At 36.3% G+C, this 12,726-nt stretch carries 12 protein-coding genes; 1 reads left to right on the top strand and 11 read right to left on the bottom strand.

Translation table 11 applies throughout. The features are described 5' to 3' along the window. Positions 1 to 50: 50 nt before the first annotated feature. Positions 51 to 1,100 carry an amino acid ABC transporter substrate-binding protein gene (locus tag AC5JMK_RS01145; protein ID WP_096677806.1) on the bottom strand — a complete coding sequence of 350 codons (1,050 nt, stop codon included), beginning with the start codon at positions 1,098 to 1,100 and terminating at the stop codon, positions 51 to 53. 284 nt (positions 1,101 to 1,384) lie between these two features. Between AC5JMK_RS01145 and AC5JMK_RS01150 the strand changes: the two genes are divergently transcribed. Next, positions 1,385 to 2,029 carry a cysteine dioxygenase family protein gene (locus tag AC5JMK_RS01150; RefSeq protein WP_096677807.1) on the top strand — a complete coding sequence of 215 codons (645 nt, stop codon included), beginning with the start codon at positions 1,385 to 1,387 and terminating at the stop codon, positions 2,027 to 2,029. A 451-nt stretch (positions 2,030 to 2,480) separates the two neighbouring features. Here AC5JMK_RS01150 and AC5JMK_RS01155 read toward each other — a convergent pair whose 3' ends face one another. From AC5JMK_RS01155 to AC5JMK_RS01200, 10 genes are all read right to left on the bottom strand, one after another. After that, entirely contained in the window at positions 2,481 to 3,221 is a 741-nt protein-coding gene (locus tag AC5JMK_RS01155) for a DUF928 domain-containing protein (protein WP_096677808.1), read from the bottom strand. 284 nt (positions 3,222 to 3,505) lie between these two features. Beyond that, a complete protein-coding gene (locus AC5JMK_RS01160) occupies positions 3,506 to 5,392 on the bottom strand; it encodes a CHASE2 domain-containing protein (RefSeq protein WP_096677809.1) in 1,887 nt (628 codons plus the stop codon). Between the two features lie 48 nt (positions 5,393 to 5,440). Further along, positions 5,441 to 6,118, bottom strand: coding sequence for a response regulator (locus AC5JMK_RS01165; RefSeq protein WP_096677810.1), 678 nt, complete (start codon positions 6,116 to 6,118; stop codon positions 5,441 to 5,443). Positions 6,119 to 6,382: 264 nt separating this feature from the next. Then, entirely contained in the window at positions 6,383 to 7,090 is a 708-nt protein-coding gene (locus AC5JMK_RS01170; protein WP_495909187.1) for a hypothetical protein, read from the bottom strand. Positions 7,091 to 7,361: 271 nt separating this feature from the next. Beyond that, positions 7,362 to 8,771: an HlyD family secretion protein gene (locus AC5JMK_RS01175; RefSeq protein ID WP_096677811.1), complete on the bottom strand. Its 1,410-nt coding sequence runs from the start codon at positions 8,769 to 8,771 to the stop codon at positions 7,362 to 7,364. 120 nt (positions 8,772 to 8,891) lie between these two features. Further along, a complete protein-coding gene (locus AC5JMK_RS01180) occupies positions 8,892 to 11,042 on the bottom strand; it encodes a peptidase domain-containing ABC transporter (RefSeq protein WP_495909188.1) in 2,151 nt (716 codons plus the stop codon). Between the two features lie 93 nt (positions 11,043 to 11,135). After that, complete coding sequence (locus AC5JMK_RS01185; protein ID WP_495909189.1) at positions 11,136 to 11,444, bottom strand: CTB family bacteriocin; 309 nt, start codon at positions 11,442 to 11,444, stop codon at positions 11,136 to 11,138. 247 nt (positions 11,445 to 11,691) lie between these two features. Then, positions 11,692 to 11,931, bottom strand: coding sequence for a CTB family bacteriocin (locus AC5JMK_RS01190; RefSeq protein WP_096677814.1), 240 nt, complete (start codon positions 11,929 to 11,931; stop codon positions 11,692 to 11,694). Positions 11,932 to 12,011: 80 nt separating this feature from the next. After that, complete coding sequence (locus AC5JMK_RS01195; protein WP_495909190.1) at positions 12,012 to 12,263, bottom strand: CTB family bacteriocin; 252 nt, start codon at positions 12,261 to 12,263, stop codon at positions 12,012 to 12,014. A 42-nt stretch (positions 12,264 to 12,305) separates the two neighbouring features. Further along, on the bottom strand, positions 12,306 to 12,554 hold the full coding sequence (locus AC5JMK_RS01200) for a CTB family bacteriocin (RefSeq protein WP_096677816.1): 249 nt from the start codon (positions 12,552 to 12,554) through the stop codon (positions 12,306 to 12,308). Positions 12,555 to 12,726: the final 172 nt, after the last annotated feature.

Here is a 12,726-nt window from a genome sequence, read left to right on the forward strand (position 1 = left end):
ACCTCAAAAATCAATCCACAGATTTCTTGAATTTTCAAATTATTGAAATATTATCGAAATGGTGGAGCGTACATAATTCCACCTTTATTCCAAGGTCTGTTTAAACCTCTATCTAGTTTTAACTCTGAATTCTTACCTAAATTACGCTCGTAAATTTCACCATAATTTCCCACACTTTTAACAATTCTGACGACAAAATCATTTGAAAGACCAGTTCCTTTTCCTAAATCCCCTTCTGTTCCTAAAAGCCGTTTGATTTCTGGATTCGTACTATTAGTTAATTGACTCACATTTTGCGAATTCACACCTAATTCTTCTGCATTCATCAAACCATACACAGTCCATTTAACAACATCGAACCACTTAGAATCTCCGTTGGCGACTGCGGGTGTTAAAGGTTCTTTAGAAAGTACTACATCCAACACCACATGCTCATCAGGTTTTGGGAAGGCGCTACGGCGAGAAACTAGCTGCGAACGGTCGGAAGTGATAGCTTCACAGCGACCTTGTTCATAAGTAGTGTAAGCAGTATTTACATCTTCAAAGACAAGTGGTTTGTAAGTAATTCCTCTTTGTCGCATTTGGTCACTGAGGTTCTGTTCATTGGTAGTTCCAGTTTGAGTACAGATGGATTTCCCTTTGAGATCCTCTAGCTTTTTAATGTTGCTATTTTTACGTACCATGACACCTTGACCATCATAAAACACCACTGGTGCAAATTCTAAACCGACAGAGGTATCGCGACTGATAGTCCAAGTAGTGTTACGACTGAGAATATCTACTTCACCAGTTTGCACAGCAGTAAAGCGTTCTTTGGCGTTTAAGTTGCGAAATTCAACTTTTTTCGGGTCATTAAAAATAGCAGCTGCGATCGCTCGACAAATATCTACATCTAATCCTGCATATTCGCCATTAGCCTTGACATAGCTAAATCCTGGTAATTGTCCACTAACACCACAAATCAACTTGCCACGATTTTTGATTGTATCTAAGCGGCTAGTACTACCTCTTGATCTGCTAGTACAAGCAGTCATTGACAAAATCAAGGGAAGAGTAGCCAACAGCAATAAACTCCATTTATACCATTTACGCATCAACATTAATTTGTCATCTCCTGAAATTGGGATTGGGGATTGGGGATCAAGTGAAATTAATTTAATAGTCTGACGTATTTTGCTCAACAAAAAGCACTTAATTTTGATCGCTACCGATGAAAATATTCTCTATAGGTCATAAATAATCGATTCTCTATCGATATACCGTTTTTTATAAATTTTTTATAAAAAAAGTAGTATTATTAATAGATAAGGTAACAGGGGTTTTGTTAGTTACCCGAAATCGGGCATTTTCGCTTCTTTCGTATGATTTCGTTTATTACTTCTCTATGATTTACACAACCCCTCTAGAAGCATCAACAGCAGATCAATGGTTTATCGATAGTCCAGAATTGCTGCAATTTGTTGCGATCGCTCGTGAAATCAGCTTGCACAAAACAGAACAGGCAGATACACTCTGCACCTTAGAACCCTATTTTTCACAATTGCTAAAAACAGAGGGTTGGCTACCAAGCAATTTTGCTCAACCCAATCTTGACAGTAATATAGGTGGTGGCATCGGTCAATGGTTACTGTATCGCTCTCAAGATAGTTCTCTGACTATTTTTAGTTTAGTTATTCCCCCCGGAGCTTCCACACCGATTTACGATCATCAAAGTTGGGGGTTAGTTGGTTTGTATAAAGGCAAACAAGAAAAAACGGTTTACCAACGTGTAGATCAAGGCAATATTCCCGGTCATGCTCAATTAGAAGTGTTAGCAGTACGGCAACTCAAAGCAGGTGACATCTATCAGTTTTTACCTCCTGACAATGATATCCATACAGTGAAAACTACTACACAATTTGCACCTTCTGTTTCTATTCATGTCCTCAGTAATGACATGGGTTGTAGCTGGCGACATCAATACAACCCAGAAACGGAAACTGTGCGATCGTTCCGCTCTGGATATGCCAATATTTTCTGTAAGTCTTAATCTAGTAGTCCGCCACACCAGCTTTGCAGAGTTTGTAGTCAGGACTTTAGTCCTCATCCCTATCCCCTCTCTTTGGTAAGCCGATGCATTCGCAATGTCAGCCGTTACATTCACAATGTAAGCCGATGCATTCACAATGTAAGCCGTTACATTCGCAATGTCAGCCGTTACATTCGCAATGTCAGCCGATGCATTCGCAATGTCAGCCGATGCATTCACAATGTAAGCCGATGTATTAGACCTCTTGCAAAAGTCGAATGAACCCCCCTCAATCCCCCCGTTCACGGGGGGAAGATTTAGTTCCCTCCCCGTTTACGCTTAGGGTTAGGGTGGGGTAAAAATATTTTTGCAAGAGGTCTATAACCAAGAATCCCACGTCCTTCGGGAACATCCCAATTTTTTCAATATACCGTTAAGGGGTTGTACCAGACGCGATATATCGCGTCTCTACTTAAAAATTATGTTTTTCTAAAGCAATGAGATATAGATCCTTAATTTGTGGCGACTTTTCTAAGTTAGCTAGGTCTTTTAGTAAATTTATTGCCAGTTTTCCCAATTGGCCATCACTACTGTTAGCTAAAGCTTCACCCAAGGCATCGTACCACATCCCGGCTTCAGCATAGAGGCTAGCTCTTTGAGTGCGATCGCGTTTTCGATAGAGTGCATCTTGTAAACTGCCTGGTATGGGTACAATTGCAATGTCTGCTGTGGCAAGTAAATTGCGTGAAGGATGGTTAAAGTCACACAAAATTTCTACCTGCCATAGATAGTTTTTACCCAAGGCTAAACCGGGTAAAGTTTCTGGAACAGAAACTTTCATAATCCCTGGTGAACTTTGTAATCGAGATTTATAAGTTAGTTTGAGCTGCTCATTACTGCTTAACTCATAAATAGAGAATTCTAGCAGTACTCTTTGGTGATTACTTACAAACCAAGCAAAGGTGGGATGAGTTGAAGTGGTTTGTCCAATGTGTGTAACAGGAGCAAGCAGGGTTAAAGAATCAGCATCACTAGCTTTGCATCTTCCCCTAGTTCCCGATGATTCTGTATAACCACTTGGTGGTTTTTGATCGGGTGGGGGTTTATATGCAGCTAAAGTTACCTGGCTAAACGAGAAAGGAATGGTCAAAGCACAAATTGTTAAAACCTTGGGATTAAAAACTTTGTGCAAGAGCCACTGTGTGTGAGTCATGATCTTTCCCTCTTGGCATTGCACTAAAAAAATATACTAATTGGTAGATGTAGCTGGTTAATAATTAGTTATTGTTTATTTTTAATTGCCATTAACCATAGAAGATTAGCAATTGGTTTTACATCATTGGCTATTACCATTAGTCGCGAACAAGTATTTTGTTAACCATGCTACATAATCCACTTTAATTGTATTACTAGTAACAGAGTAAATTCATTTCAGATTTTAGTCATTTGTATTGTAGAAAAATACATGAAAAATGTTTTTATTCTTAATCAAAACATTTACCAAAAACCTACCTTTGGTATAGGCCAAGATAATTCACAAAGTGTACCGCGAGGAGAAAGAGGCGATCGCGTAAACTTTCCTTTGAGATATTTAGCTAAAATTCTAAATTGTTGTGTTCCTCGACCTTCTTTAGAAGAAATGCTACCTAAGCCATCATCGACTATTTTCAGAGTGTACCATCCTTCATTTTGGGTACAACTTACCTCTAAACGACTTATACCTGTGGCGTGTTTACCAACGTTACACAAAGCTTCTTCTAAGAATCTACAGAGTCCCCGTTTTTGGTCAATACTTAAGTGATAATCTTCAATAGGATCAAATGTTACTATTTTAATCCTAAGTGTATGAAAGCAGGAAAATTCTCGCTGTAGTGTATGGTCATAAACTTGATAGAGAAGTGTATGAATAGGGTCTTGTAAATTTAGCAGTAAACCTTTTCCTAAATAAAGACTTCTATCTTGAGTTAGAGGTTCTCTTTGTAAAAATTCATATATTCCCCGTAATTCATAGTTTAATTTTTCTAAATCTTTTTCAAGTGTTAGTAGCAATTCTTCTGGGGATAAATCTTGTTCGCGAATTCTCTTCAATGCTTTAGCCAAGGTTTGCAAAGGTCCGTTATGAATTGTTTCAAAAGTACGTTCAATTAGCGCTTGACGGGCTTCAATTCTAGAACGCAATGCTTGATCATATTGATATAAAGCCGTCATTGCAAAACCATTTAAATTTAAAACGAGAATTGCTGGTATTAGTGGAACCCACAAACCCCAAAACAACAAAAGTAAATAACTAACAACTGTTAAAATGGCGCTACCAATCACAACAGCAATAAGATTTCGCCACGGGGACTTGGTAAGTCTAGCGAAAGCAATTCCTAAAATCCCCCAGCATATGATCCATGCATATTCCCAGCAATCTGTCCAAGTATTCAAAAGTGGTCGAGAATCTAGCACAGCACTAATGATTGCAGAACTTGCATGTGCTTGAAGTTCCACTCCATAAATGCGTCCCTCAGCAGGTTGTATGGATGTGACAGCAGAAGTAGTGATGAAGTCTTTGACACTAGGAGCAGTTACACCAATAATGACAATGCGATCGCGTATCCACTGCGGCTGATATCTTCCGTTTTTAATATCATTAAGAGATAAAATTCTAAATCTTTTTGAACCACTGCGAAAATTGAGCAATATCTGTATTCCACCAGCATCAGTTCTGATATATGCTCCAGAATTAGGCAAAAACTGGGGTAGTTCAATATTTCCAAACCTAATAGTTTTAGGATTACGAATACCATTTTCTAGGCTATAACCTTCCCTAGCTAAGTAAATTTTTGCTAAAAAAATAGACAAAGAAAATTTGTATTCTTGATTTATTGGTGTTGCTAATAAACTACGTCGTAATTTACCATCAGTATCAATAATTTGATCTGCAAAACCAACTTGTTCTGGAGATAATGCTGGTGGGGGAGAAAATTTCTCAGGTAATACTTTTTCAATCGCAACTAAATTTTTAATATCTTTATATGCACTAATTAATTCTGTATGACCAGGTTCAACAGGTAAATCTTTGACTATATCAAGACCGATAACTCTAGGTGCGAGAGAATTTAGTTTTCTCAGTAGTTCTGCAATTTCTCTGTCTGGGATGGGATATGTTCCAACACTGTGGATATCTTCTTCATTAATTCCGACAATCACAATACGTTCGTCAATAGGTTCAGCAGGACGTATACGTAGAAAATTATCAAAAGCTAACCACTCTAGAGATTGCATATAACTACTTAAACGAGTAATTATTACCAGCACTATGACTGTCATTCCTGGTAATAAACCTACACGCCAAATTATTATTTGCTCTTTAATGATTCTCCACACACCAGCCTGCATTTATTATTTATTGTTGATTATTTTTTGTTGTTAATCCCCAATCCCCAATTAATCAATTAATCCTTCTTCTCTAGCTCGCATTTCTGTTTGAATTCGCATATTTTTACCGTCTTCAGGATAAACATCTAAAGCATCTTGCAGCTTGCTCCAATAATGACGTACCATACGTTCGCCAACACACATTTGTTCTGCGATCGCCTTATCTGTTAATCCTTCTTCAAATGCGAGAGTTAGCACCCTTAACCATTCTGGTTTTACTTCTAATCCATAATGAACACCTTTAATATCTTTTGTATGAGTTAATCCTTGTAAAGCCCAATCTACTCTAGTTAACATTTCTTGGCTAGAAAGACTTTTATCTGCAACTGTAAAACCTCCTTTATGAATATCAATATCAGGTCTAATTCGGACTAATGTTCTTACATGAGCGCTTTGGACTACAATATTTAAATTGATATGGTTTTTCATTAAGTTTCTGAGTAATTTTACACCTGTATCTGGTCGTGCAAATTTGCCAGGACTCTCTGGTAGAGAAAGATCCATCACTACTAGATCAGGTTGCAAATTCGCTACTTGAGAAAGTGCTTCTTGAGCTGTGACAGCTGTCAGAAACTCAGCATCCACATACTTTTTTCGTAACACTTCTATAGTTCCGCCTAATACTGATTCATGATCATCTATTACTAAAATTTTTAGTAATGCTTGTTTTGTTAACGCCTGTTTCATAATTCACACCTCAACAATTGATGAGATCACTATTACGGCTAATTGTGAAGTTAAAAATCAGTATAAATGTAATTTTTCTCGCGTCTGTACAAAGAGTTAAAAAATTTCTGCTTCAAATACTGTGTATATTTTGACCGTAATTGTCTATGCGTGTTATTTTTAATCTACGGAAGAAAAGAATTTAGACTATATATTAAAGATGGTAAATTTTAATTCATTTAAAGATGTATTATACTAGTATAAACGAAATCAAGTAATGTTGATTTACCAAAATAAGTAGCAAACGACACTGAGGTTATTACTACAACAAAAACATTTACCTGATGTTAAAAATCTAAAAGTTTGACAAATAAATTCTCGCTCCGGTAAATTTTTGTAAAATACGACAGTGGAAATATCAGGGTAAGTAATTTGTAATGTTAGCTTGCCGACATTAGCTTGTTGTTGTAGACATATGTAAATAGAAATTTGTGTCAAAAAATCAGGTAAACTAATTCTAAGTAACTCCTCTATAGTTCTTAAAATAATGAGGCTACGATCTGCTGATTCATGTCGCCAAGACTGAGGCATATCAAGATGGAAATATATGTGAGAATGAGATCTAAGCCACGGTTCTAATAGATACTGAATTGCCAAAGGCAAATTATCTTGTATATATACTGGAAATAAGCGATCGCTCAACTGCGCTAGAGATTGATGAAAATTATCAATTTTTTTTAAAAGTTCTTGAGTTTGATTTGCCGATAACTCTAAATTACCTTCTGGTAAGAGTTCTAAGCTGCGACGAATAGTAAAAGATTCCTGTAATAGACCATCGCGAATTTTCTCTGCTTCCAAAAACATTTTCAGTGATTGTCTACAAGACCACCATTGCAATGCTTGTTGAGTTTTATAAAAATTTATCACTAAAAAAAATAGTGTAATCATGTAGAAAATCAAAATTAAAATTTGTACAGCAAATTGGTAATTCACAGCACATAGAGTTATTAGAGTTTTCCTAATTACATCTAGGAATATTAAATAGCATATGCTATTTTTTCCCTAAATAAATTGCTTAAATTAGACAATATTTTTGTCCAAAAGCGCTGTATGTATTACCTAAAACTGCATTAATGTTCCCAGATAATTTAATATTGAATTAATTCAAACTTTATTGCTCAATAATAATTTAGCAATAACGAGAAATCAGATCCCCGACTTCTTTAAGAAGTCGGGGATTTTGTCATTCACGAGAGCATTAAACTTATAAATCAGTAATTAACCTAGTCTTTCTCAGTAAGAATTGCAGAGCTGTTTCTTGTTTAGAAATAATATCAGCAGAAGCATTCATTCCAACTTGTAGATTACAGGTATTTTCCTGATTTCCAAAACTATAATTTTCAGGTTGAATCATTGCTTCAAAAGATCCAGCAGCAGGACTTGTACTAGTTGCTGCGATCGCATCTGAATTATTTACAGGTGCGATGGTATCTGGAGAAATAGCAGTCACAACACCTTGAAGAGTACCATAATCGGGATATGGACAAGCATCAACTCGCATCTGCACTTTTTGACCAATTTCCACCTTTTTAATTTCAGCCGCAGGAATTATGGCTTTCACAATTAAAGGCGCGTGATGTGGGACAATCTCCGCAATAGGTTCTGAGGGACGCACCACCTGACCAGGATTGCGTAAATTCAGCTTGAGAATCACACCATCACTAGTAGCACGAATGACGCTACTTTGCATTTGAATGATATTTTTTTGTAGTTCCTGTTGATATTGTTTAATTTGATTTACAAGTTCAATTTGTCGTTGAATTAAACTGTTTTTCTCTCTGATTAAACCAGCAATGCTAGATTGACCTTTCGCCTTTTCTTGCGCGATACGTTCCTGAGCAATTTCCACAGTTGCTTCACTAGGATTAAGAGCAGCTTTTGCAGTTTGAAGGGTTGCTTTAGCTATATCTATAGCTCTTTTCTCAGCTTCTACTTCTAATTGTGCTTGCTCAACAGCTAATTTTCTCTGCTCATAATCACGTTTCCCAATTGCTCCATATTGTGACAGTTCTTTGTAGCGTTCTCGATCCTGTTTAGCAAATTTCAAATCAGCATTGGCTTTTTTTAAACTCGCCTCAGCTTTTTGTAAATTTGCTTCTGCTGATAGTAATTCACTTTGAGTTTTAACTTGTTCATTTCGATAATCTCGTTTATTATGTTCTAAATCTGCTTTTGCAGAAATAACTGTTCTAGCGATAAGTTCTTTTTCAGCATCAATTTGAATATCTAAAGCTTGAGTTTGAGCTTTAATTTGAATTAATTGTAATTTACTTTCTTCAATACTGTTTTGTAATTGGCTATTTTTGATATGTAGTTCCATATCATCAAGTTTCGCAATTATATCTCCTTGTTTAACTATCTGATTTTCCTTAACAAAAATACCTTTAACTGTTCCTTCTAGTTCTGGTTGTACAATCCGCACATCTCCTGTAGGACGTACAGTTGCAGAAGTCTTGACACTGACATTATATTTAATATATGAAGCCAGAGCGATCGCTGTACCAAAATTGAGAACCAAAAATATCCCAGCCAAAGTTGTCCAACGACTAATCGGCGGTAGAAACTCATCGGTATTAACCGAAGGAAGAAACTTTTGATTATGAGTGTAGAGCATAATTCTTGATAGTTATCTTACTTAGTGTTTAGTTGTAGATAGTTATGAAAATTTTTTATTAGTTAGTAATTAACCACCAACCACCAACCACTAACCACTAACTACTAACCAATAACTAATTCAAGGAGTTAAAAAATCTAAATGGTCTCCTGGGAGAGAACTTAATTCTTCCACAGAACCTTGTAGTTTTAACCTACCTTGTTCTAAAAACACAATCCAATCAGCACGACCAATTACTCGCGGACGGTGGCTAATTAAAATTGTTGTTTTTCCTCGACGATGCTGAAATAATTGCTCTAAAACTTGTGCTTCACTGACAGGATCTAGTCCAGCAGTAGACTCGTCCAAAATTAAGATTGGCGGATCGTTGACAATAGCACGCGCTATTGCTAATCTTTGCCGTTGACCACCAGAAATATTTACGCCAAATTCCCCTAAAACAGTTTGATATTTCTCAGGAAGTTTGCTGATAAATTCATCAGCTTCTGCTATTTGACAACATCTAACAATCTGTTCAAATGTAACATGAGGTGATCCTAAACGGAAATTTTCAATAATAGAACGACTCCAAAAATGAGCATCTTGAGGAACTAAAACTATCTGATGACGTAGACAATCAAGAGCAAGGTCATTTAGGTTATATAATCCAATACGAATATTTCCAGATTGCAATGGGTATAAACCTGCAATTAATTTAGCAAGCGTACTTTTACCACAACCAGATTTACCAATAAAAGCAATTACTTTACCACCTGGAATTGTTAACGAAAAATCTTCTAATAAATCCATCCGACCAGCATAATGGAAGTTGACATCAGTACAAATAATGTCAGCATCTCCAGGTATCTTAGCAAACTGCTTTTTCGCATCTTTATCATCTTCTGGAGTTGCATCGATAACTTCCGTCAGACGTTGAACAGCAGTTTTGGCGCGAGTATATTCATCTACAAAACCAATGACACTACCAATCAAACCTAGGAAATTGGCATTCATAGCATTAAAAGCTAATAATTGCCCAATACTAAGATTTTCCTGTGGTTGAATTACCAAATTACCACCAAACCACAACAAAACCACACCGCCAATAGCAGCGACAAAGCCTGAGAATGTACTATTGATAATTGCAATTTGAATTGTATTTAAAGTCAGGGTTGTCAGACGACTAAATCGGCTTTGAAATTCATCCCAAAATTGTGGTGATGCAGTAGTAGTTTTGAGCGTGAGCGCGCCTTTAAAAGTTTCTACTAAAACGCCTTGATTTTCTGCTTCTTGAACTAATAATTCACGAGTTTTATTTCGTAAAGTCGGCTGAAATATAACTGTAGAAATACTCATTGCTAGAGCAATTACTACAGCCACTGTCGTCAGCTTCCAGCTATAAAATAGCATGAAGCCAAAAGAAATGATAGCAATAAAAAATTGGCTAGGTAAACCAACAATAACTTGAGCTACTAATTGATTAATCTGATCTATATCTCGTAAACGGCTAATAATTTCTCCACTACGACGAGCTTCATAGTAAGAAAGAGGTAAGCGCAAAATTTGTCGTCCAAATTCTAACACTAAACCTAATTGCAAACGCTGGGCAAAATGAGCAATTAAATTAGACTGAACAAATGAAAGACTAGTAGAAACAAAATGCATCACAACCACAGCAATAGCAACAGTCGTGAGCAACTTTGTATCCCCTCTCACCAATACATCATCAGTCAAAATTTGTAGCAAAAATGGTGAGGCTAAAGATAACAGTCCTAAAATTAAGTTTAAAGGTAACGCTTGCGCCAGTATGCCGCGAAAAGCCCAAACGCGCCGTAAAAAACGCCAAAAACCACTAATTTTATCGTCTTCTTGAGAAAAAAAGCGAGTTTGATCTGGCTGCAATAACAACATCAGCCAATCTGTCCAATTATCTGCGACATCCTTTTTAGACACATAACGGATGCCTACTGCTGGATCAGCAATTACACATTTTTGACCTTGCTTGCCATACAAAACAACCCAATGATTTCCCCCCCAGTGAATAATTGCTGGTAGAGGTGCTTCTTTGATTCGATTTAAAAGTTCTGGCGAAGTTTTCACTGGACGAGCATTAAACCCAAGTGCTTCTGCACCCCGCTTTAAGCCTAATAAAGTAGTTCCAAACTGTCCAGTACCTACCATTTCACGGATGTGATTGAGAGTAAAATTACGTCCATAATGCTTAGAAATAGTAGCTAGACAAGCAGCTCCACAATCTTCTTCACTATGCTGTTTAACAAATTTGTATTTCATCTGAAATCCACCCAAAAGATTGAGAACCTGAAGGTTTAATCAATCTGTTTGCTTGTTATTGAAGTGACTTGATAATGGCAACCAACTACTAAATTAAGCGAACAGATACAAAATCAATCTTCGTAAGACCTCCAAGCCACTTAAACCATACTTACGTCCACTTTTTCCAAAACTAAAGCCAAAGGTAAGTTCTGATAGTGAATAGCCAGTTTGTTGCTTAGATGTTATGTTGTGTACACCATCTGAAAAATTATTTTCATAATTTGCAAAAGTCACAATATTTGTTCTTTTAACAAAAAAATCAAATAGTGAAGATGAACCTCCTCCTGTTACAATCTCCTGTTCCTGTTCAGACAAATCTACAAAAAGTTCGGACTTGATTAGTTCTCTATCTGTAGACACCTTTACACCTCTTTTCTATGTCTGCATAGACAGTTTAAAAAACTATAAGTATCACACAAATTTTTGGGTTTTTATCAATAGTCAGCTATCATCTCATCTCAAGTTTGTATGATTACTTATAATTCCCGTTTAACCTCAACCCTCCCCTTAGCAAGGAGAGGGAAGGGAGGTGAGGTTTGATATAAGCAGAATTGAACGGATTATTAATTCTGGCTCAACATCACCGTTTATAATTAATCCAAGTATATTAATATGCCATATATGGATCATCAGAATCGAGGTAGAAATCCTTGTAAGCACTAGTATCTATCTCTAAAGATGCAAATTCTTGGGTAACATAACTACCATGAGGACCAGAACCAATTGCAAAATTAAAAGCAGTTAAATCTTGATAGTAGTTAGTATTGATGTAGTCGGAAATACTCTTACCACCAGCAACCAATTGCTGTTGTTCTTCTGTTATTTCATTAAACAATTCATTAAACATTATTAAAAACTCCTTGTTCAGGTTTATATAGTTGTGTTGAAAGTTGAGTACCTGATTTGGCTACTCAACTTTTGGATTACTTAGTATGGATAGTAGTAGTAGGGATTGACTTGGAAACTCTTGTTAGCACTAGTATTGATTTCTTGTTCAGCAAATTCTTGAGTTACCACACTACCGTTAGGACTAGATGCTGCTGCAAAAGCAAAAGCAGTTGTATCTGCATTAAAGTAAGTGCTGAGATAATCATTAATGCTCTTACCACCAGCTACTAGCTGCTGTTGTTCTTCTGCTACTTCACTAAACAAATCACATGCAAAATTTTCGTTAGACATGATTTAAACTCCCTTATTTCGATTATTGAAAAATTGATTTTTTTAGTATGGATAGTAGTAAGGATTGAGTTCAAAAGTTTTGTAAGCGCTGGTATCAATTTCTTGTTCAGCAAATTCTTGAGTTACCACACTACCGCCAGGACCAGATGCTGCTTTAAAAGAAAAAGCAGTTAAATCTGCATAGTAATTAGTGTTGAGATTATCATAAATGCTCTTACCACCAGCTACTAGCTGCTGTTGTTCTTCCGCTACTTCACTAAACAAATTAGATGCAAAATTTTCGTTAGACATAGTAGCAAAACTCCTTGCTTATCTTGTTGTTGTTGAGTGTAATACTTAAAGTTGAACCGCTTTATTTACTAATTCAACTTCTTGCTTATTTATTACGATATACTCTTGCTAATCTGTCAGTCACTTACACTTTCTGTAAACTTATTTACCTGCTTGAGAAGCATGAATAGCA

The organism is Pelatocladus sp. (assembly GCF_059505505.1).